Annotated in this window: 21 protein-coding genes; 12 read left to right on the top strand and 9 right to left on the bottom strand. The window is 73.4% G+C overall.

Annotated features, from left to right (window positions below; translation table 11 throughout):
• Positions 1-47: 47 nt before the first annotated feature.
• A complete protein-coding gene (locus Q3Y56_RS02025; protein ID WP_304465444.1) occupies positions 48-1,367 on the bottom strand; it encodes a glutamine synthetase family protein in 1,320 nt (439 codons plus the stop codon).
• 426 nt (positions 1,368-1,793) lie between these two features.
• Here Q3Y56_RS02025 and pqqA point away from each other — a divergent pair, with 426 nt between their 5' ends.
• From pqqA to Q3Y56_RS01990, 8 genes are all read left to right on the top strand, one after another.
• Complete coding sequence (pqqA, locus tag Q3Y56_RS02020) at positions 1,794-1,934, top strand: pyrroloquinoline quinone precursor peptide PqqA (protein WP_304460253.1); 141 nt, start codon at positions 1,794-1,796, stop codon at positions 1,932-1,934.
• A 68-nt stretch (positions 1,935-2,002) separates the two neighbouring features.
• Entirely contained in the window at positions 2,003-2,839 is an 837-nt protein-coding gene (locus Q3Y56_RS02015; RefSeq protein ID WP_369696698.1) for an MBL fold metallo-hydrolase, read from the top strand.
• Positions 2,836-3,579 carry a pyrroloquinoline-quinone synthase PqqC gene (gene pqqC / locus Q3Y56_RS02010; protein ID WP_304460252.1) on the top strand — a complete coding sequence of 248 codons (744 nt, stop codon included), beginning with the start codon at positions 2,836-2,838 and terminating at the stop codon, positions 3,577-3,579. Before Q3Y56_RS02015 ends, pqqC begins: the two co-directional genes overlap by 4 nt.
• A 77-nt stretch (positions 3,580-3,656) precedes the next feature.
• A complete protein-coding gene (gene pqqD / locus Q3Y56_RS02005; protein ID WP_304460251.1) occupies positions 3,657-3,923 on the top strand; it encodes a pyrroloquinoline quinone biosynthesis peptide chaperone PqqD in 267 nt (88 codons plus the stop codon).
• A 158-nt stretch (positions 3,924-4,081) separates the two neighbouring features.
• Positions 4,082-5,155 carry a pyrroloquinoline quinone biosynthesis protein PqqE gene (gene pqqE / locus Q3Y56_RS02000; protein ID WP_304465443.1) on the top strand — a complete coding sequence of 358 codons (1,074 nt, stop codon included), beginning with the start codon at positions 4,082-4,084 and terminating at the stop codon, positions 5,153-5,155.
• Between the two features lie 97 nt (positions 5,156-5,252).
• Complete coding sequence (locus Q3Y56_RS01995; RefSeq protein ID WP_304460250.1) at positions 5,253-6,746, top strand: SDR family NAD(P)-dependent oxidoreductase; 1,494 nt, start codon at positions 5,253-5,255, stop codon at positions 6,744-6,746.
• Positions 6,747-6,873: 127 nt separating this feature from the next.
• Positions 6,874-7,146 (top strand): hypothetical protein, encoded by a 273-nt coding sequence (locus Q3Y56_RS33315; protein WP_369696697.1) that lies wholly within the window; start codon positions 6,874-6,876, stop codon positions 7,144-7,146.
• Positions 7,050-7,526, top strand: a complete 477-nt coding sequence (locus tag Q3Y56_RS01990; protein WP_369696842.1) for a transcriptional regulator — start codon at positions 7,050-7,052, stop codon at positions 7,524-7,526. The genes Q3Y56_RS33315 and Q3Y56_RS01990 overlap by 97 nt, the downstream gene beginning before the upstream one ends.
• Before the next feature lie 41 nt (positions 7,527-7,567).
• Here Q3Y56_RS01990 and Q3Y56_RS01985 read toward each other — a convergent pair whose 3' ends face one another.
• The 4 genes from Q3Y56_RS01985 to Q3Y56_RS01970 all read right to left on the bottom strand — a co-directional run bounded on the left by Q3Y56_RS01985 (position 7,568) and on the right by Q3Y56_RS01970 (position 11,173).
• On the bottom strand, positions 7,568-9,040 hold the full coding sequence (locus tag Q3Y56_RS01985) for a hypothetical protein (protein ID WP_304460249.1): 1,473 nt from the start codon (positions 9,038-9,040) through the stop codon (positions 7,568-7,570).
• A gap of 119 nt (positions 9,041-9,159) precedes the next feature.
• Positions 9,160-9,978 carry an SAM-dependent methyltransferase gene (locus Q3Y56_RS01980; RefSeq protein WP_304460248.1) on the bottom strand — a complete coding sequence of 273 codons (819 nt, stop codon included), beginning with the start codon at positions 9,976-9,978 and terminating at the stop codon, positions 9,160-9,162.
• A 98-nt stretch (positions 9,979-10,076) separates the two neighbouring features.
• Positions 10,077-10,313, bottom strand: coding sequence for a DUF397 domain-containing protein (locus tag Q3Y56_RS01975; protein WP_304460247.1), 237 nt, complete (start codon positions 10,311-10,313; stop codon positions 10,077-10,079).
• 2 nt (positions 10,314-10,315) lie between these two features.
• A complete protein-coding gene (locus Q3Y56_RS01970; RefSeq protein ID WP_304460246.1) occupies positions 10,316-11,173 on the bottom strand; it encodes a helix-turn-helix transcriptional regulator in 858 nt (285 codons plus the stop codon).
• A gap of 210 nt (positions 11,174-11,383) precedes the next feature.
• Here Q3Y56_RS01970 and Q3Y56_RS01965 point away from each other — a divergent pair, with 210 nt between their 5' ends.
• Positions 11,384-11,836, top strand: coding sequence for an ATP-binding protein (locus Q3Y56_RS01965; RefSeq protein WP_304460245.1), 453 nt, complete (start codon positions 11,384-11,386; stop codon positions 11,834-11,836).
• Between the two features lie 123 nt (positions 11,837-11,959).
• On the opposite strand, the gene Q3Y56_RS01960 is transcribed toward Q3Y56_RS01965, so the two are convergent.
• Entirely contained in the window at positions 11,960-12,484 is a 525-nt protein-coding gene (locus Q3Y56_RS01960) for a MepB family protein (protein ID WP_304460244.1), read from the bottom strand.
• 164 nt (positions 12,485-12,648) lie between these two features.
• On the opposite strand from Q3Y56_RS01960, the gene Q3Y56_RS01955 reads away from it, so the two are divergent.
• Positions 12,649-13,596: a TAXI family TRAP transporter solute-binding subunit gene (locus Q3Y56_RS01955; protein ID WP_304460243.1), complete on the top strand. Its 948-nt coding sequence runs from the start codon at positions 12,649-12,651 to the stop codon at positions 13,594-13,596.
• 37 nt (positions 13,597-13,633) lie between these two features.
• Here Q3Y56_RS01955 and Q3Y56_RS01950 read toward each other — a convergent pair whose 3' ends face one another.
• The 3 genes from Q3Y56_RS01950 to Q3Y56_RS01940 are packed head-to-tail and all read right to left on the bottom strand — an operon-like array spanning position 13,634 to position 17,034.
• Complete coding sequence (locus Q3Y56_RS01950; protein WP_304460242.1) at positions 13,634-15,013, bottom strand: HAMP domain-containing sensor histidine kinase; 1,380 nt, start codon at positions 15,011-15,013, stop codon at positions 13,634-13,636.
• A complete protein-coding gene (locus tag Q3Y56_RS01945) occupies positions 14,995-15,681 on the bottom strand; it encodes a response regulator transcription factor (RefSeq protein ID WP_304460241.1) in 687 nt (228 codons plus the stop codon). Before Q3Y56_RS01945 ends, Q3Y56_RS01950 begins: the two co-directional genes overlap by 19 nt.
• A 48-nt stretch (positions 15,682-15,729) precedes the next feature.
• Positions 15,730-17,034 (bottom strand): MFS transporter, encoded by a 1,305-nt coding sequence (locus tag Q3Y56_RS01940; RefSeq protein WP_304465442.1) that lies wholly within the window; start codon positions 17,032-17,034, stop codon positions 15,730-15,732.
• Positions 17,035-18,004: 970 nt separating this feature from the next.
• Here Q3Y56_RS01940 and Q3Y56_RS01935 point away from each other — a divergent pair.
• Together Q3Y56_RS01935 and Q3Y56_RS01930 are read left to right on the top strand one after the other, a co-directional pair.
• Complete coding sequence (locus Q3Y56_RS01935) at positions 18,005-19,924, top strand: RiPP maturation radical SAM C-methyltransferase (RefSeq protein ID WP_304460240.1); 1,920 nt, start codon at positions 18,005-18,007, stop codon at positions 19,922-19,924.
• A gap of 55 nt (positions 19,925-19,979) precedes the next feature.
• Complete coding sequence (locus Q3Y56_RS01930) at positions 19,980-20,237, top strand: hypothetical protein (protein WP_304460239.1); 258 nt, start codon at positions 19,980-19,982, stop codon at positions 20,235-20,237.
• Positions 20,238-20,260 lie beyond the last annotated feature (23 nt).

The following is a 20,260-nucleotide window of genomic DNA, read 5'->3' as shown; positions in this document are numbered from 1 at the left end:
CCGCACCGTCCGCAGGCGCCATGCCTGCACCGTCCCCGGGCGGCATCTCAGTACCGTCCGCGCGTGGCCGCCGCGATCGCCTCCGGCGACGCCCCGTCGAACAGCTCGATCTCCGCCCGGCGCACCGCCGCCACCGACTCGAACAGCGGATCGCCCAGCGCCTCGCGGAGCACCGCCGAGCCCTCGTACGCCCGCAGCGCCTCGCCCAGCGAGGTGGGCAGCCGGGGCGCGGCGCCGGTCAGCGCGGGATCACCGGCGACCGGGTCCGGCAGCGACAGCCCGGCGTCGAGCCCGGCGAGGCCCGCCGCGATGACCGCGCCCACCACCAGATACGGATTGGCCGCCGCGTCGAAGCACTTGACCTCGGCGTTGGCCGCGCCCGGGGCGTCCGGCGCGCCGGTGACGAAACGGAGGGCGGCCTCGCGGTTCTCCAGCCCCCAGCACTGGAACGCGCCGGCCCAGCGGGAGGGTTCCAGGCGCAGATAGCTGGCGGGCGACGGCGCCCCGATCGCGAGCAGCGCGGGCAGTTCCCGCAGCACCCCGGCCAGGAACGCCTCGGCCGTCGCCGTCATCCCGTACGGGCCGTCGCCGCCCCGGCACAGGTTCCGGTCGTGCTGCCACAGGCTGAGGTGGAGGTGCCCGCCGTTGCCGACCGCGCCCGCCTCGATGACCGGGCCGAACAGCGCGGTGAGCCCGTGCCGGGCCGAGACCGCCCGGACCGTCTCCCGTACCAGTACGGCCAGATCGGCGGCGCCGACCGGGTCGGCGGGCGCCACCGACACCTCGAACTGGCCGGGCGCGTACTCGGGGTGGAGCTGGAGGACCTCCACCCCCTCGGTGTGCAGGGCGTCGAGGACGTCGGAGAGGTAGTCGGACAGCTCCACGACGCGCGCCATGCCGTAGGCGGGGCCCGCACCCGGGCGGGCGAGGCCGGGCACCGCCTCCGCGTCGGCTCCCGGGGCGTCGGCGCGCGTCACCGCCCACTCGGTCTCGAACCCCATCCGCAGCCCGAAGCCGCGCTGGGCGGCGCGTTCGGACATCCGGCGGGCGAACAGCCGCTGGCACACCGGGTGCGGCGCCCCCGACTGGTCGTACCGGTCGACCGGTGCCCACGCCCAACCGGGCTGCGCCGCCAGCGGAGTCAGCCGGTCCAGGTCGGGAAAGAGCCGCAGATCCCCGTCCGGGCCGCCCACATGGCGGCTGCTGGTCATCGAGTCGTCCACCAGATAGACATCAAAGACCGGCGACATGCCCACACCCCAGCGCGCGGCATCCGGCAGCCGCGCGGTCGGCACGCCCTTCACGCGGGTCAGCCCGGCGTTGTCCACCCAGGTCAGCGCGGTGCCCCGGACGCCCTCGGCGGCCAGCCGGTCGGCTTCCTGGCGGGCTCTGACGCCTGCGTGCTCACGCCGTTGCGCATCCGCCCCTGCGCGTTCGCGCCCTCGTACGTCGGCCCGTGCGTGCTCGCGCCCTTGTCCGTCCACGGCGGCTCCCGTCGGCATGACACTGCGACACCCCGTCATGGCGCAGTGTCGCATGCCGATGATCAGCGCGTGCGTGATGCGTGGATTTCTGCATCAACGGCTCCAATGGCGGGGAAAGCTGGTAGGAAAGGTTTCTGATGATTCGCGGGGGAACGTACTGCCGCCGATCGCGAAGGGGCAACAGACGTATGCGGCCGCCAACTCGCCATCCATCAGGGGCACATACGCCCGCGACGTGACCTTCACCATGTGCGGATCCCCCGGAAGCCTCCCGGGGATCACCCCCAACCACAGGAAGGCGGAACCGTCATGAACGACAGCCGGCAGCAGGCCGAGCAGACCGCGCCCTGCCCCGAGGAAACCGCGTGGCAGACCGCTTGGCAGACCCCCGACTACGTGATCGTGGACACCGCGCTGGAGGTCACCGCCTACGCGCTCACCACCCGCTGACCCGCCGCCATGCTGCTGCGCGTGCTCGGCACCGCGGCGGGCGGCGGCCTACCCCAGTGGAACTGCGCGTGCCCCACCTGCACCGGGGCACGCGCCCACCCCACCGGCGCCGCCGCCACGCCTCCCTCGCCGTCCAGGCCGCCGAAGGCCGCTGGTACCTGGTCAACGCCACCCCCGACCTGGGCGACCAGATCGAGGACTGCCCCGACCTCCACCCCGGCCCCGGAGTCCGCCGCACCCCGCTGGCCGGGGTCCTGCTCACCGACGCCGAACTCGACCACACCCTCGGCATCGCCCGGCTGCGCGAGGCGGAGCGGATACGGATCCACGCCACCGCGCCCGTCCGCGGCGCCCTGCTCGACCGGCTCCGCCTCGGCGACGTCCTCACCCCCTACGCGGCGCTGGAATGGCGTGAACTGAACGGCTGGGAACAGCAGCTCGAACCCGGTTCGCCGATCACCGTGCGCGCCGTGCCCGTCTCCGCCAAACGCCCGCGCTACGCGGCCGGCACCGGACCGGAGACCGACACCTGGGTGGTGGCCCTGCGGCTGCGCGACCGCGCCACCGGCCGCACGCTCGTGTACGCCCCCGCGCTCGCCACCTGGCCCGACGCCTTCCAGCAGGCCGTCGCGGACGCCGACTGCGTGATCGTCGACGGCACGTTCTGGGACGACGACGAGCCCCGGCGCGGCGGCTTCTCCGGCCGCACCGCGACCGCCATGGGACACCTGCCGATCGACGGACCCGGCGGCACCGCGCACCGGCTCGCATCCCTGCGCGCCCGCTGCCTCTACACCCACCTGAACAACACCAATCCCCTCGCCGACCCGGCCGCACCGCAACACGCCGCACTGACCGCACTGGGCGTCGAGGTGGCCGCCGACGGGATGGAGATCAGCCTGTGAACGGCACGGCGACCTTCGAGGACCGGCTGCGGGCCGTCGCCCGCGAGCGCTACCACGACCGCCACCCCTTCAACGTCCGCATGCACCAGGGTGAACTGACCCCGGCCGAACTGCGGCGCTGGATCAGCAACCGCTTCCACTACCAGCGCCACATCCCCGTCAAGGACGCCCTCATCACCGCCAAGCTGGAAACCCCCGCGCTGCGCCGCATGTGGCTGCGCCGGATCCACGACCACGACGGTGCCGCGGAGGGGGAGGGCGGCATCGAACGCTGGCTGCGGCTGGGCGAGGCCGCCGGGCTCGACCGCGCCCGGCTGATGTCCGGACAGGACGTCCTGCCGGGGGTGGCGCTCGCCGTCGACGGCTACGTCAACTTCTGCCGGCTCCGCTCCCCGCTGGAGGCGGTCGCCGCCTCCCTCACCGAGCTGTCCGCCCCCGACATCATGCGCACCCGCACCGCCGCGTTCGAGCGGCACTACCGCTGGATCGACGGCGACGGCCTGGCGTACTTCCGCACCCGCGTCAGCCAGGGGCGGCGGGACAGCCAGGAGGCGCTCGCCCTGGTGCTCCAGTGGGCCAGGACCGAGGGCGACCAGGACCGGGCGGTGGCCGCGCTCGCCTTCAAGTGCGACGTGCTGTGGTCGCTGCTCGACGCCGTCGACCACGCGGGGAGCGCGGACACCACCGACGCCGAGGACACCAAGGAAACCGAGGACGAGACCGAGGACGGCACCCAGTGACAGATCAGGGACGACACCGAGGGCCGGAGCAGGGGCGCCACCGAAATCCGGCGCGAGCGGAGGAACAGAGCGGGGTCGTGACCCTCGCGACCCAGTGGCGGCCCAACCTGTCGCCGTCGATCCTGCTCCGCTACGACCACGTACGCGACGACGACCTGCTGGTCCTGCCCGAGCGGGTGGTCGTGCTGGGCGGCTCGGCCGCGGCGGTGCTGCGGCTGTGCGACGGCACCCGCGAGGTCTGGGAGATCGTCGAGGAGCTCGCGGAGAGCTTCCCCGGCGCGCCCGTGGAGACCGAGGTCCCCGCCTTCCTGCACCGCGTACTGGAGGAGGGCTGGCTGCGGTGAGCGGCGGCGCCCCACAGGAGGCCGCCCGACAGCAGGCCGCCCGGCGGGAAGCCGCTGAGGAGGAAACCACTGGGCAGGAAGCCGCCGCGCCGGAGGCTCCACGATCCGCCCCTCAGGAAGCCGTCCCTCCGGAAGGCACCCCGCCCCGCCCCTGGGCGCTGCTGGCCGAGCTCACCCACGCCTGCCCGCTGCACTGCCCGTACTGCTCCAACCCCCTGGAGCTGACCCGCCGCTCGCGGGAGCTGACCGGCGCGCAGTGGGCCGACGTGCTCGCCCAGGCCGGGCGGCTCGGCGTCGTCCACACCCACCTGTCCGGCGGCGAGCCGCTGCTCCGCCCCGACCTGGCCGCCATCGTCGCCGCCGCCGAGGCCGCCGGGATCTACACCCAGCTCGTCACCAGCGGCACCGGCCTGACCCGGCCCCGGCTGGCCGAGCTGACCGCCGCCGGGCTGCGAGCCGTCCAACTGTCCGTCCAACACACCGACCCCGGCGCCGCGGACCGCATCGCCGGGCGCGCCGCCTCGTTCCCGGACAAGGAGCGGGCCGCGGCACTGGTCCGCGAGGCCGGGCTGCCGCTCGGCCTCAACGTCGTGCTGCACCGCGGCAACCTCGACGCCGTAGACGCCCTGATCCGGCTCGGCCTCGACTGGGGCGCGGACCGTATCGAACTGGCCAACACCCAGTTCTACGGCTGGGCGCTGCGCAACCGCGACGCGCTGCTGCCCACCCGCGACCAGGTCGCGCGGGCCCGGGAAGTGGTCGACGGCTGGCGCGACCGGCTCCGCGGCGGCCCCGACCTGGTGTGGGTGGTCCCCGACTACTTCGACGGCGTCGCCAAGCCCTGCATGGGCGGCTGGGGCGCGGTCTCCCTCACCGTCGCCCCCGACGGGACCGTCCTGCCCTGCCCGGCGGCGGCCAGCCTGCCCGGTCTCGACCCGCCCAGCGTCCGGGACCACCCGCTGGAGTGGATCTGGGACCACTCGGCCGCGTTCCACCGCTACCGGGGCACCGCGTGGCTGCCCGAGCCCTGCCTCAGCTGCGCCCGGCGGGACGAGGACCACGGCGGCTGCCGCTGCCAGGCGTACGCGCTCACCGGCGACCCCGCCCGCACCGATCCGGCCTGTGCGCTCTCCCCGGACCACGCGCTGGTGCGCGCCCTCACCGACCCCGGCTCCGCCGCCCGGACGGCCGCCGCGCGCGCCTACGCGTACCGCAGGCCGGAGCGGGGGTGACCGCGTCCCCGTCACCGGTTTGGCGTCGCCGCCTCCGCTTACGTACAGTTCCGGCGAAGCTTCAGTAGAACAGACGAACCAGAAAGCGGCGGCGGCGATGACGGTGACTGAGGACGGCCGGGCCGACACGGCGGCTGTCGAAGGAGCGGCCGCCTACGGGCCGGGCATCGACCCGGAGCGGCTCGCGGTCTGCCTCGGCGTCCTCGCCGAGCTGGACGAGCTGCCGCTGGACCACCCCGACGCGATCATGGTGCGCCGCGCCACCGCCGGCATCTACCGTACGGTCAAGCAGCGCCGACGCCAGGAGCGGCGCGCCGCCAAGACCGCCCACGACAAGAACGTCACCGAGGCCACCGCCACCGGCGCCGCCGACCGGATCGACGACGAGACCGTGGGGCGGGCGCTGACCAGCTCCGTGACCACCGAGATCGCCGGGATCCTGCAGCGGCCCCGCTCCTGCTACACGTGCAAGACCCGCTACGTCGAGGTCGACGCCTTCTACCACCAGCTGTGCCAGCCGTGCGCCAGGGAGAACCGCGCCCGCCGCGACGCGCGCACCGACCTCACCGGGCGCCGCGCGCTGCTCACCGGCGGCCGGGCCAAGATCGGCATGTACATCGCGCTGCGGCTGCTGCGCGACGGCGCGCACACCACCATCACCACGCGCTTCCCCAAGGACGCCATCCGGCGCTTCGCCGCGATGCCGGACAGCGCCGACTGGCTCCACCGGCTCAAGATCGTCGGGATCGACCTGCGCGACCCCGCCCAGGTGGTCGCCCTCGCCGACTCCGTGGCCGCCGCGGGCCCGCTCGACATCCTGATCAACAACGCCGCGCAGACGGTCCGCCGCTCCGCGCAGGCGTACACCGAGCTGGTCGCGGGGGAGTCCGCCGCGCTGCCCGCCGGGGAGCTGCCCGAGTCCGTCGTCTTCGGCGCGTTCGGCAGCGGCGCCCAGGCCGCCCTGCCCGGCCCCGCGACCCCGCGGGACAACGCGCTGACCCCCGACGACGTCGCCGCCCTCGCCCTGACCACGGGCTCCGCCTCCCTGGAGCGGATCGCGGCCGGCACCGCCATCGACGCGGGCGGGCTCGTCCCCGACCTGGACTCCACCAACACCTGGATCCAGCGGGTGCACGAGGTCGACCCGGTCGAGATGCTCGAAGTCCAGCTGTGCAATGAGACCGCCCCGTTCATCCTGGTCAGCCGGCTCCGCCCGGCCATGGCGGCCTCCCCGGCCCGCCGCACGTACGTGGTGAACGTCTCCGCGATGGAGGGCAAGTTCAGCCGCGGCTACAAGGGCGCGGGCCACCCGCACACCAACATGGCCAAGGCCGCGCTGAACATGCTCACCCGCACCAGCGCCCGGGAGATGTTCGAGTCCGACGGCATCCTGATGACCAGCGTCGACACCGGCTGGATCACCGACGAGCGCCCGCACCCGGACAAGATCCGCCTGGCGGAAGCCGGTTTCCACGCGCCGCTGGATCTGGTCGACGGCGCGGCCCGCGTGTACGACCCGATCGTGCGCGGCGAGGGCGGCGAGGACGTCTTCGGTGTCTTCCTCAAGGACTACGCGCCCACCGACTGGTGACCACCGGCGGGTGACCCGGCCGGACGGCCGCGAACAGGTGGCCACCGGCGGGTGACCGCCCGCGAGTGCCCCATGAGACCGTGGAGCCGACGGCGACCCCCCACGGCCCCACGGAAAGGTGCCCGCCATGACGCGTGACGCGGCCGAGGTCCTGCACGACGCGGTCCGGGCCCTGGCCCCGGCGGGCGGCGCCAACCGCCTGGTCCCGCTGATCGCCGCGGGCACCGCCCCAAGGACGTCCTGGCCGCGCTCGCCCTGGAGCAGCGCCACATCATCGACAGCGACCGCCGCAGCTTCCGCCACCTGGCCCAGCGCGCGGCACCGCAACCGGCCGTCGCCGCGTTCTTCGCCGCCCTGGCGGAGAACGAGACCGTCGCGCTGGACCGGCTCGCGGCCCTGACCGCCGCCTGCGGCCTGGACGAGTCGGCGATCGAGACCTACGAGCCGCGAGCGGGCTGCCAGGCCTACCCGTCGTACGTCGCCCGGCTGGCGCTGCTGGCGGAGCCCGCCGACACGGTGATCGCACTCGCCGTCAACTTCGCGGCCTGGGGCGGCTACTGCGCCACCGTCTCGCGGGCACTGCGCCGCCACTACGGCTTCGACGACCGGGCGTGCGGCTTCTTCGACCTCTTCGCCGAGCCCGCTCCGGACGCCCGGGAGCGGACCCTGGCGGCCGTCCAGGCGGGCCTTGACGCGGGCCGGGTGACCGGCGCCGCCCGCCGCTACGGGCGCCTGGTGCAGGCCTACGAGCTGATGTTCTGGAACACCCTGGCCGGCTGAACCCCGGCGGCGGACGGGGCCGCACCGGGCCGGCACCAGGGTCAGCCGAGCGGGGTCACGTACACCGTCCAGCCGGTGCGGGTGAGCGTGTACGGCGTCCAACCCCGGGCGTAGCGCGGCGCGGTGGACCGGCCCGGCTCGAGGAGCACGGCGGTCGGCACCCGCGCGGCGCGGCGGAGCAGCTCGGGTTCGGTGGTGGAGCGGTTGTTGCCGCGCAGCTGCGCCGAGGCACAGCCCGCCGCGTAGGAGACGGGCAGCGCGCGATATCCGGTGACCAGACACGGCGGCCGCAGCCCCAGCTCGCGCAGATCGGCGGCGGCGCGCTGGTAACGGGCGGCGCTGGCGGCGGTGGACTCCGTGGTGTGCGCCAGCACCACCAGCTGGCTCGCCAGATGCAGCGCGAGCACGCCCCCCAGCGCGGCCGCCACGCGGCGCCGGACGACCGGTTCCCGTACGCCGCGCGCGACGCGCAGCGCGAGTCCGGCGACGGGCAGCGCCAGCAGGGCGTAGGCGGGCAGCAGGAAGCGCGGCGCCGAGTAGCCGATGAGGAACAGGTACGAGAAGGACAGGGCGGCTGCGCAGACCACGGGCAGGACCGCGGGCGCCCGGCGCCGGTCGCGCCAGGCGACGGCGAGCGCGGCGGCCGCCAGCGGCGGCAGCGCCAGCCACCACAGGGTGAGCAGCGGGTGCGGGCCCAGGGCGGATGCGCACGGGCGGCACAGCAGCGGCCCGTTGAGGCTGCGCAGCACCGCGCCGATGTTCCAATGCAGGCCCATGTCGCCCTCGGTGGCGCTGGAGATCCGCAGCCGCTCCCCGATGCCGCCGAAGCGGACGTACGCCTCGATCACCCACTGGAGCGCGCCGAGCGCGGGGCCTGCGACGAGCGCGGGCAGCGCGGGCCGCCAGGCGCGCACCGCCACCGCGGCGACCAGCAGCGGCAGCGCCAGCCAGCCGCCGTCCGGGGTACGGACCAGGGTGACGGCGGCGAGCACGGCGGCCAGCCACCAGCGGGCGCGCGGCTCGCCGGGCACCCGCAGGAACCAGCCGACGGCGGCGACCGAGCCGAGCGCCACCCACAGGTTCGGCATCACCTGCGAACCGCTGATCTGGGTGATCCACAGCCCGGCGAAGAGCAGCGCGGCGAGCGCGGCGGCGGCCCGCCCGACGATCCGTTCCCACACCCGGAACGCGGCGTACAGCGCACCGGCCGCGAGCAGCGCGAGCAGCACCCGCAGCACGTCCACCGACTCCGTCACGGACACCACGGGCGCGACGAGCAGGCTGATGCCGCGCGAGCGGGGCGCGCTGAAGAACAGCGCGGGCCGCCGCGGGTCGACCTGCGAGGCGTAGACGCTCTCGTCCCACAGCAGCCCGAGGTCCATCTGCGGTACGACGAGCGCCAACTGGAGCACGGCGTACCCGGCGGCGACCACGGCGAGCCACGGGACGGCGGACGGGCGCCGGGGTACGGAGAGCCGGGCGCGGGGGGCGAGAACGGGTGCGGTGCCGGTCACCACCTCAGGCTCACAGCGCGCCCGACCGGCCGCGACCGGCGCGCGACCAGACGGCGTACCCCCGCCGACCCGCGGGCCGACCGGGGCTACCGCGTACTCACCGCGTACTCACGGCGTACTCACGGCTTTCGGGCCACGCCCGCCCACATGGACACCTCGCCGTCCGTGACGGTGGCGGCGGCCGCCTCCTCGTCGGGCTTCCACCGGTGTGCCGACACCACACCCGGCTCGACCAGCTCCAGTCCCGCGAAGAAGGCCTCGACCTCGGAGCGGGAGCGCACCTGGGCCGGTATGCCGCCGTTGCGGTAGATCTCGACGAGCTTCGTCCAGGTCTCCGGTTCGAAGTCGGGCGTGCAGTGGGACACCACGAGATAGCTCCCCGAGGGCAGGGCGTCGACCAGTTGCCGGACGAGTTCGTACGGCCTGAACTCGTCCGAGACGAAGTGCAGCAGAGCGTTGAGGGAGAGGGCGACCGGCTGGCTCAGGTCCAGCGTCTCGTGCAGCTCGGGTGCCGACAGAATGCGCTCGGGTTCCCGCACATCCGCCTGGACGTAGGCGGTACGGCCCTCGGGGGTGCTGTGCAGCAGCGCCTGGGCGTGGGTGAGGACGATCGGATCGTGGTCGGTGTAGACGATCCGGGAGTCCGGGGCGACGCTCTGGGCGACCTGGTGCAGGTTGGGCTCGGTGGGGATGCCGGTGCCGATGTCGAGGAACTGGCGGATCCCCGCCTCCCGGGCCAGCCAGCGGGTGGCACGGTGCATGAACGACCGGTTGGTGCGGGCGACGATCTTGATGGCGGGGAAGAGCGCTATCACACCGTCGGCACACTCCTGGTCCGACTCGTAGTGGTCCTTGCCACCGAGGTAGTAGTCGTACATCCGGGCCGTGTGCGGCCTGCTGGTGTCGATCTGGCCGAGTGTGAGTCCGTTGTCGGTCATGCGGCCCTCCGTTCGTGTGTCTTCGCCGCTTGGGGGGGCACCCGGAGTGGTCGAGCCCGGGATGCTGGGTCGGTGGTGCTGTCGAACGAGCCGTGCCGTCAGGTGAGCAGGAAGTCCGCCGCGCCGGCCTTGGCTCCCTGGATGAACGTTTCGATCTCGTGGTACGCGTAGATCAGGGCGGGGCCGTCGGGGTCGGTCGACTGGCGGAGCGCCACCCGCCCGTCGCTGAGCTTCATGACCTCCACGCAGCTGCCGCCGTTCGGCCCGCTCCATGGCTTCTGCCAGCCCTCCGTACCGAGATGTTTGGAGGGCATGCCGTTGTATATGTGATCCACAGTCAGTACTCCTTGCGAATCGCGCCGAGGAAGGCCTCGGTTCGGTGCACCGGAGTGGCTTGGGTGCACATCCGGTCCAAGGCCTCCAGATGGATGGCCACGTCGGCGCGCTGGTCGATGTAGCCCGCACCGGTCAGGTTCTCGCCGTAGACGATGTCCGGCAGCTCCGGAATCTCGAACCTGAAGAGTTGGAAGGGACCGAACATGCCCGGATGGGGGCCGGCGGCGAACGGCAGCACCTGGAGGGTGACGTTCGGCAGCGCGAGAGCCTCGATGAGCCGGTCGATCTGCGCCCGCATGACGGCCGGTCCGCCGACGGGTCTGCGCAGCGCGGTCTCGTCGATCACCGCCCACAGATGGGGCGCCTCGGGGCGGGTGAGCAGCGCCTGCCGCTCCAGCCGCAGCGCGACCCGGCGGTCCAACTCCTGGTCGCTCGCGAAGGGGAAGCCGACCTTGAACAGGGCGCGCGCGTAGTCCTCGGTCTGCAGCAGTCCGGGCACGCAGTGCGGCTCGTACGCCCGGATGCGGTACGCCGCCTCCTCCAGGCTCACATAGAGGCTGAACCACTCGGGCAGCACATCGCGGAACCGGTGCCACCAGCCAGGCCTGTTGGCCTCCTGGGCGAGCGCGAGGAACGCGTCGACCTCCTCGCGCGGAACGCCGTACGTCAGCAGCAGCTTCTCGACGTACGGGATCTTCAGGCCGACTTCGGCCTTCTCCATGCGGCGTACCGTGGTCTGGTTGACGTGCAGCGCCTTGGCGGCCTGGTCGAAGGAGACCCCGGCCTTCTCGCGGAGCGTCCGCAGCCGCATGCCGAGGACCATCTGGCCGACGGTCGGGGCAGACCGCGCTTCACCCACGTCGTTCCTCCTGGACGCCTGCTTGTCGACGCGATCAGTGTGCCATGGCCGTCATGAATCGAACAGACTGCCTTCGCTATTCTGCAATTCGCAGATCGCCTCTTGCCAAATGATGGTCGCAACAACGATAGTGACGTAGCGACACGGCCAACTCGGCCGCGTAACCGAGGATTTGCAGCACCCAGGCCCCCACAGGTAGATGGAAGGCACATGGCCGTGGCACTACCTCAGCGCAGCACGACGATCAGCCTCCTGCCCTCCGGTGGTGTCGAGACCGGCCTGTGCCACGAAAGATTCCAACTGCCCGCGCGGGGAGCCTCCGTGGCCGCGGCCCGGCGCCGGGTCCGCGGGCATCTGCCGGCGTGGGGCTTCGGTGGCGACGCCTGCGACGCTGTCGAACTGGTGATCTCCGAACTGGTCACCAATGCCTTGGTGCACACGGCCAGCGAGCAGATCCTGTGCGTGCTGCGGGCCGACGCGGAGGTGTTGTACGTCGAGGTTGCCGACCAGGGCGGGGGACCGGTCGGACCCTCGGCGCGGCAGGCCGGCGCGGACGACGAGTGCGGGCGCGGGCTGATGCTCGTGCGCGCCCTCGCCGACGCGTGGGGGGACCGGCCTGTCGCGGGGGGCGGCCGTGCGGTCTGGGCGCAGCTGAGGCGCTGACCGCGGCCGCCCCCGATGGACGTCGGGGACGGGACGGCTGAGAACGACAAGCGGGCCTACGTCTTTCACGGCACCGTGACCGTGGTCGCGGTCCGGCTCCGCTCGTGACCCGCCGGACAGTCCTCAGGGGTGATAGAGGGCGTGGGCGCGCCTCAGGTCGGCAGGCCCGTCCTGGCCGAGGTGGAAGAAGTAGTTCACCTGCCATGCCTGGGCGCTGCGGGCCTGCCGGTTGGTCGTGGTCACCCACGGCGGATAGACGCGGAATCCACGCTTCCCGCCGGAGCCGCCGCGGGAGACGATGGCGCGCTCGCACAACACCTCGCGCGGGAACACGAACTGTCCGAAGCCGTCGCCGTCGCGGCTGCTGATGACGAAGAGGTCCACCCCGTCGTCGGCGTCGAAGGGCCGGATCGGCCCCTCCTCGGACCGCTGCCACACGGTGACGAACTGACCCACCTTCGTCGGGGTGGTCTTGGCCACGCGGAACCGAACCGAGCGGCCGTCGAGCGTGAACGCGCACGCCGCGTACTCGGCGCTCTCCGGTTCGGGCACCGGCGGTGAGCAGGCGAAACCGCTCGGGTCGTACACCAACGCCTTCGCCGCCAGCAGGTCGCCGTGAAGCCCCGTCCACGACTGATTCGTCACCATGCCGCCATCCTGCCATCGCGGCCACGCGCACTGCTTCGGCCCCTCGTACCGCCGGTCGCGCAACCGCCACCCGCGAACCCGAGGTCCATCCTCCGGACAGAGCCCAGGGCTGCTCGGCAGCCCCCACGATGACCGACTCATCGGACAAGCCCTAGCATGTGCCCGTGCCCGCCGTCCCGCGCCGCCCCCTGCTGGCTCTCGCCCTCGCGGCGGCCGGCGGTCTCGCGGGCGGCTGCGACGCCTCCGGTCCGCGCGGCACGATCCGACTGGCCACCGGGCCCGAAGGCGGGCCGTACGCCGTGTTCGGCAGCCGCCTCGCCGACGAGGTGCACCGCGCGCACGGTGAGCTGACCGTGCGGGTGCTCACCACGGCGGCCAGCGTGGAGAACCTGCGGATGCTCGACGACGGACGGGCGGACGTGGCGCCGGCCCTCGCGGACAGCGCGGCGGACGCGGCGGCGGGCCGCGGCGCCTTCCGACGGCGGGTACCGGTGGCCGCCCTCGCCCGGCTCTACCTCAACTACCTGCACCTCGTGGTGCCCGCCGACTCGGCGATCTACGAGCCCGCGCAGCTCGCCGGGCGCACCGTATCCCTCGGCGCCGCCGGGTCCGGCACGTCCGTGACGGCCGGACGGGTCCTCGACGCCGCCGGGGTGCGCTCGGTGCGCGATGCGCGCCGGGGCCTCGGCGAGTCCGTGGCGGCGCTGCGCGGCGGCGCCGTCGCCGCGTTCTTCTGGTCCGGCGGAGCCCCCACCCAGGCCATCACCGCACTCGCCCGTGAGCTGCCGGTACGACTGATCCCGTTGGGCGACCTGGCCCCGCGGCTGCGCCGCGCCCACGGCCCCGTCTACGAGAGCGTCGCCATCCCCGCGGGCGCGTACGGACACGGCGGGCCGACCGCGACCGTGGGCACCCCCAGCTACCTGGTCTGCCGGGCGGGCCTGGGCGACGACATCGCGCGTGCGGTCACCGAGGTGCTGTTCGAACGCCGGGACCGGCTGCCGGTGCCGGACGCGCCGGGCAGCCGACTGGACGAGCGCTACGCGATCGGAACCGGCACGGTGCCGCTCCACCCGGGCTCCGCCGCCTACTACCGCTCCGTCCACGGCTGACGGAGCCGTGCGCCGCCGACGTGCCGGAGGTACATGGCTACCGGTGCGGGTGCCCGTACGCCGCTCGTGCCGGGGCGGATTGCGGGTCCGGCAAGCGGAGTTCCACCACCAGGCCGTGCGGCTCCGCCGGGAGGAGGGCGAGCGCGCCGCCGCAGGCTTTCGCCAGCTCGGCGGCGATGGCCAGGCCGAGTCCGCTGCCGGGGACGTTGCCATGGCTCGGCGAGCGCCAGAACCGGCCCAGTGCCGCGGCGCGCTGCTCCTCGTCCAGCCCCGGCCCGTCGTCGGCGATCCGCAGCGTTCCCGTGCGCAGCGACACCATCACCGTGCCGCCTTCGGGGACGAACTTCGCCGCGTTGTCCAGCGCGATGTCGGCGATCCGGGCGGCGGCCCCCGGCAGCGGGCCGGTGGTCGCCACGTCGAGGACCAGCGTCAGGCCGCGGGCGCCGTACACCTCCCGCCACGCCGCCAGCCGCTGCCGCAGCTCACCGGCCGGGACCGGCTCCGGCGCCGCGGCGTCGGCCTCCACCCGGGCCAGGGCCAGCAGGTCCTCCAGCAGCCGGGCCAGCCGGTCCACCTCCGCCAGCGCCTCCGCGTACTCCGCGCCGCCCGACGCGGCAAGGTGCGGCTCCAGGTTCTCCAGCCGCAGCGACAGCACGGTCAGCGGGGTACGCAGCTCGTGCGAGGCGTCCGCGGCGAACGCGCGCTGCCGGTCCAGCGCCGCCGACACCGCGTCCGCCATGGCGTTGAACCGCCGCTCCAGCAGCCGCAGTTCCGCCGGCCCGCGGCCGGCCCCGCGGCCGGCCGTGCCCACGCGCGCGTCCATCCGCCCCTCGGCGATCGCCCGCGTCGTGGCGTCCAGCTCCGTGACCGGGCGCAGGATCCACCGGGCCAGTCGCCGGGCGGCGAACAGCGCGCACAGCACCGCCACCACCGAACCGGCGCCGATGGCCGCCCACACCCAGGCCACGTCCCGCCGCGCCGCAGCAGTGCCCGCCCGCAGCACCACCACCCCCGAGACCTGCGCGTCCCGGCCGACCGGCTCCGCGACCACCACCGAGCCCGGGCCGAAGGGTGTGACCAGCGGCAGGCTGCCGGTGGTTCGGCCGGACAGGGCCCGGTCGGCGGCCTTCGCCTGCCATGCCCCGCCGCCGGTGACCGAGGCCCCGTTCCGGTCGCGGATCTCCACCGGCGTGCCGTACAGCAGGGTGTAGCGCCGTACCTCCAGGGCGAGACCGGAGGTGTCCCCGTCCCGGATCGCCTGGTCCGCGAGTTCGGCGAACCGGGTGGCGTCGGCCCGCCGCTCCAGCAGCAGTTGACCGGTCCGGTGCGAGGAGTAGGCCAGGGCGCACGGCACGGCGAGCGCGGTGACCAGACAGGCGACCAGAACGGTGTAGACGGTCAGGATCCGGCGGCGCATCCGCCCGTCCCCAGCCGGTACCCGGTGCCGCGCAGCGTCTCGATCAGCCCCGGACAGCCGGTCTTCGCCCGGATGCCCGCGATGTGCACATCCAGTGAGCGCGAGGCGGAGAGCAGGACGTCGCCCCACACCGCGTCCAGGATCTCCTCGCGGCTGCGGACCACCCCCGGCTCGCGCGCGAGCAGCGCCAGGACGTCGAACTCGCGCCGGGTCAGCTCCACCGGCCTGCCGTCCGCCTCGACGCGGCGGGCCGCCAGATCGATCCGGACCCCGCCAGGGCCCGCCACCACGGCCGGGCCGGGCGCCGCGAGCGGCCGGGTGCCGCGCCGTACCACCGCCTCCATCCGGGCGATCAGCTCGGCCGTACGGAACGGCTTGACCAGATAGTCGTCGGCGCCGCCGCGCAACCCCCGCAGCACGTCGCGCTCCTCGGTCCGCGCGGTGACCACGATGACCGGGACGGCCGACACCCGCCGCAGCCGGCGCAGCGCCTCCAGGCCGTCCATGTCCGGCAGCCCCAGGTCGAGCAGGACGAAGTCGGCGCCGTCCTTGAGCCGCAGCGCGTCATCGGCGCGCCCGGCGCGGACGACCTGGTGTCCGTGCCGGGCGAGGGAGGCGGTCAGCGCGGCCGCCAGCCGGTCGTCGTCTTCGACCAGGAGAACGTGCATGCGCGTAAGGGTAGGCGGCGCCGCGAGGGCTCGGACAGCGGCCTGTTCTCACCCCCTCCGCCCGGCCGGAGCCGCGCCGCCCTCGGCCGCCGCCTCCGCGGTGAGCGCGGTGCCGCGGGTCTCGCGCATCGTGAGATAGACGACGAGCGAGACGGCGGCACACCCGGAGACATACCAGTAGAAGCCGGACTCCGCGTCCGCGTTCTTGAACCACAGCGCCACATACTCCGCGGTGCCGCCGAACAGGGCGTTCGCCAGCGCATACGGCAGCGCCACGCCGAGCGCGCGGACCTGGGTGGGGAACAGCTCTGCCTTCACCACCGCGTTGATCGACGTGTAGCCGGTGACGATCACCAGGGCCGCCAGCGACAGCAGCAGCGCCCCGCCGAAGCTGCTGGTGTGCGACAACGCCGTCATGATCGGCACCGTGCAGAGCATCGAGCCGATGCCGAAGCCGATCAGCAGCGGTCGCCGGCCGATCCGGTCCGACAGCGCCCCGGCCGCGGGCTGGAGCAGCATGAACAGGAACAGCGCGCAGAAACTGACCAGGGACGCGTCGGACTTGCTCAGCCCGGCCGTGTTCGACAGGTACTTGGTGAGGTAGGTCGTGTACGTGTAGTACGCCACCGTCCCGCCCATGGTCAGCGCCATCACCAGGGCGAACTCCCTGCGGTGGCGCAGCAACCGGCGCAGCGACCCGCGCTCCTGGTCCACCGCGCCGCCCTCGTCCCCCGCGCCCTCGGCGGCCTCGTACGCCTCCGTCTCCAGCAGGTTCCGCCGCAGCCAGAGCACCACGACCGCGCCGACCGTGCCCACCAGGAACGGGATCCGCCAGCCGTAGGAGTGCAGCGCGTCATCCGACATGGTGTGCTGGAGCAGGATCAGCAGGCCCAGCCCGCACAGCTGACCCAGCGTCATGGAGACGTACTGGAAGCTGGAGACGAAACCGCGGCGGGCGGGCTGCGACGCCTCGGTGAGGTACGTGGCGCTGGCGGCGTACTCCCCGCCCACCGAGAGCCCCTGGAGCAGGCGGGCGACCAGCAGTACACCGGCGCCCAGATAGCCGGCCTGGCCGTAGGTCGGGGCGACGGCGATGAGCAGGGCGCTCACCGACATCAGCGTCACGGTGAGGGTCAGGGCGGCCTTGCGGCCGCGCCGGTCGGCGTACCGGCCCAGCAGCCAGCCGCCGATCGGGCGCATGAAGAAGCCGACGGCGAAGATGCCGGCGGTCTTCATCAACTGCGCGGTGTCGTCGCCGCTGGGGAAGAACGCCCCGGCGAAGTAGGTGGCGAAGCTGGCGTAGACGAACCAGTCGAACCACTCGACGAGATTGCCGACCGAGCCGCCGATCACGGCCCGCCAAGGCGTACGGGCGCGGGGCGGGGGGCTGGGCGTGGATGCGGACTCGGTCACGGGGCCTCCTTCAGTGTGCGGGTCGCGGCGGGGCTCCGAGTGGGGAGCGCGGCCGCGGATCGCAGCTTCCGCCGCGGCCGCGGCCGCGTACAGGTCGCGGGCCCAGAGCTAACATCCCGTTAACAGAGGCGGCCACGGTCTCGCCGACCACCCCGACATCCCCTTGGAGGACGTCGCGCCGGAGCCCGACGGGTCCTGGCCCGAGCCGCCCGACCCCGACCCGGCCCTCCCCGGCGAGACCGAGACGCTCCTGCTCTGCGGCGCCTACCGGCTGAACCGGGCACGGGCCACCTGGGTGGCTGCGCGAGCGCCCCGAGGAACGGGAGTACGGCGTGGCCCCCCGGCCAGTACCGCAGGCGTACCGCTTGGGGCGTTCCGCGGATTGCCGGCGCCCACCAAGGAGACGGACGGACTCGGCCCATTGGGGTGGCCGTCGGCGCGTCCCTCCCCACCTGGGCCGCGGTGCGCGGGCAGCCGGCGAAGATGAGCCCATGGACGTTCGAGAGGGCCCTGCCGCCGACCGCAAGGCCCTGCACGACCCGGTACGGCTCCAGCTGCTGCACGTTCTCTTCGACCTGGCCCGGGCCGAGCGCGCCCGCCGCGCGGAGAAGACCCTTCCGCAGGCCCCTCCGCCCGCGTCGGCGGACCACGCGTCAGGAACAGCCGACGACGTGCCGGGAAGCGCCGACGACACGTCGGAGGCAGCGCGGCTCGGCGCCGCGCTCAAGGCGCACATGGCCTCTCTCGACGACTCGCGGCTCGAACGGGAACACCGCCGACTGGCCAGGCACTTCCTCCAGCAGGTCGACCGCCGGCTCGCGCGATCCGGCAGCCTCCCGGGCCAGCGCATCGACTTCTCCCGCATTCCGGCCCCGCACGCGCCGACGGGGCGGACACCGGCGGCACCCGGGTGGCGCTGGTCTCCCTGCCGTGGATGTCGCCCACCCTGCCCTCGATCCAGCTCGCGACCCTCGCGTCGGCGCTCCGGCAGGAAGGCATCGAATCCGACGTCCACGAGCTGTACGTGGACTACGGGGCGCGTATCGGGCTCAACCTGTACAACCTCCTGGGCAATCTGCTCGGCTACCTTCCGGAATGGGTCTTCTCCCGGCACTACTACGGGCCCGAGCAGGGCGACGACCTCGCGGCCATGCTGGAGCAGCGCCCGTTCGGTGACGACTTCCCCTGGCCGGAGCTGGCCGACTCCGTCCTGGCGGCACTCGAACCCGTCACCGAGGAGTACCTGGACGACCTCGTCCGGCAGACCGACTGGTCCCGGTACGACGTCGTCGGCTTCTCGCTGACCATCTCCCAGCTCGGCGCGTCGATGGCCGTCGCGCGACGGCTCAAGCGCGCCTTCCCCGCGCTGCGGGTCGTCTTCGGCGGCTCGCAGTGCGCGGGCCCCATGGGCAGCACCATCCTGCGGATCTGCCCCTACGTGGACGCCGTCGTCCACATCGAGGGCGAGCTCGTGCTGGCCGACCTCGTGCGGCGGTTCCGCGACCGGCGCCCGCTGCGCGGCCTTGCCGGGGTGAGCCACCGGACATCCGGCGGCGAGGTGGTGACCGAACCCGCCGCGGAGCTCGTCATGGGCGGCAGCCGCAAGCTCGACCTCGATTACGACGCCTACTTCCACCGGCTCCTCCGCCTCGGTCTGGCGGACAAGATGAACCCGTGGCTGCCGTTCGAGAGCAGCCGCGGCTGCTGGTACGGGCAGAAGGTGCAGTGCACCTTCTGCGGCCTCCACGACATCATGGAGTTCCGCGCCTGGGACGCGGACGCCGTCCTGGCCCAGTTGGAACGGCTCCAGGAGCGGTACGGCGTGGCGCGCTTCTACTCCATGGACCTCATCCTGCCGCGGGAGTACCTGCGGACCCTCCTCCCGCGGATCGCCGAACGCGGCCACGACTGGATGTTCTTCTACGAGGTCAAGGCGAACATGCGGCGCAGTGAGCTGGAGACGCTCGCGGCCGCCGGGATCCGCTGGGTGCAGCCGGGCATCGAGAGCCTGGACGCCGACCTCCTGGCGCTCATGCGCAAAGGCGTCAAGCCGCACCAGAACATCCTGCTGCTCAAGTGGTGCCACGAGCTGGGGATCTACTGCGGCTGGAACCTGCTGTACGGCCTGCCGGGGGAGAGCCAGGCGTCCTACACGCGGATGGCGGAGCTGATCCCGAAACTGGCACACCTGCAACCGCCCTCCGGTGGGGGCCGGTTCCAGTTGCACCGGTTCAGCCCCTACTTCGAGCACCCGGAAGCCCACGGCATCCAATGGCAGGGGGCGCATCGGATGTACCGATACGCCTTCCCCATCGCCAAGGAAGACCTCGACCAACTCGTCTACCTGCACGACTTCACACTGGACCCCGCCCTGGGCGAGCCGGTGGGCACCGCGGCGGTGGAGGCGGCGGTCCAGGGCTGGCGACGGGCCAACCGATCGGGGGCGACTCTGGCGCTCACCGAGCTGTCCGGCGGGCAGGGCGTCATCCTCGACCACCGCGACGTCGAGAAGGCGCCCACCCGCCACCCGCTGAACCAGGCTGAGACCACCCTGTACCGCTACCTCGACGTCGGAGTGGCGGAGAAGCTGCTCGCCGAGAGGTTCCAGCGCGACCACCGGGCCTGCTTCGACGCGCTGGGCGGAGAGAGCGGTATGGCGGCACTGGTCGCGCGATGGCTGGCGGACGACCTCGTGATCCGCATCGACGGAAAGATCCTCGCTCTCGCCGTCCACGCGAACCGCATGGCGCCCCGCCGCCAGCCGCCGCCCGCCGACGCGGCGGCCGCGTCCGAGCCCGTCCTCGTCGACCGGGCGGCAGTGATGACGTGAGTGCGCGCCCCCCGATGAGGACGTGAGTTCGCACCCCCCACGACCAGGAGGAACCATGGCCTACGAGCAGAACGAGACCGAGCAGGCGATTCTCGACGTCATCCGCACCATGCGCGAGGACCCCGACAAGTACAAGTCCGTCATCCGCGAGCTCGAGGCGATGAAGACCGACGAGGAACGGGTCGGCCGCCTGCTCACCTTCGCCACCGGCGAACGCGACCTGGCCGCCCTGCTCCCCGCCCGCGCCGGTGCGGAAGAAGAGGCGTACACGATCACCACGGTCACCTTGACCACGGTCCTGGTGGAGTGCTGAGCGCCGGCACTGCCGTGGCGTCA

Origin of the sequence: Streptomyces sp. XD-27 (assembly GCF_030553055.1) — a bacterium.
Taxonomy (GTDB): Bacteria; Actinomycetota; Actinomycetes; order Streptomycetales; family Streptomycetaceae; genus Streptomyces.
The sequence above is the reverse complement of the archived record's forward strand: the minus strand, read 5'-3'. Positions and strand labels throughout refer to the sequence as shown.

Excerpts from the sequence above, each read along its gene's own strand:
- pqqA (WP_304460253.1), top strand. The coding sequence starts at position 1,794 with ATGAACGACAGCCGGCAGCAGGCCGAGCAGACCGCGCCCTGCCCCGAG.
- Q3Y56_RS01995 (WP_304460250.1), top strand. The coding sequence starts at position 5,253 with ATGACGGTGACTGAGGACGGCCGGGCCGACACGGCGGCTGTCGAAGGA.
- Q3Y56_RS33315 (WP_369696697.1), top strand. The coding sequence starts at position 6,874 with ATGACGCGTGACGCGGCCGAGGTCCTGCACGACGCGGTCCGGGCCCTG.
- Q3Y56_RS01980 (WP_304460248.1), bottom strand. The coding sequence starts at position 9,978 with ATGACCGACAACGGACTCACACTCGGCCAGATCGACACCAGCAGGCCG.
- Q3Y56_RS01965 (WP_304460245.1), top strand. The coding sequence starts at position 11,384 with ATGGCCGTGGCACTACCTCAGCGCAGCACGACGATCAGCCTCCTGCCC.
- Q3Y56_RS01960 (WP_304460244.1), bottom strand. The coding sequence starts at position 12,484 with ATGGTGACGAATCAGTCGTGGACGGGGCTTCACGGCGACCTGCTGGCG.
- Q3Y56_RS01950 (WP_304460242.1), bottom strand. The coding sequence starts at position 15,013 with ATGCGCCGCCGGATCCTGACCGTCTACACCGTTCTGGTCGCCTGTCTG.
- Q3Y56_RS01945 (WP_304460241.1), bottom strand. The coding sequence starts at position 15,681 with ATGCACGTTCTCCTGGTCGAAGACGACGACCGGCTGGCGGCCGCGCTG.
- Q3Y56_RS01930 (WP_304460239.1), top strand. The coding sequence starts at position 19,980 with ATGGCCTACGAGCAGAACGAGACCGAGCAGGCGATTCTCGACGTCATC.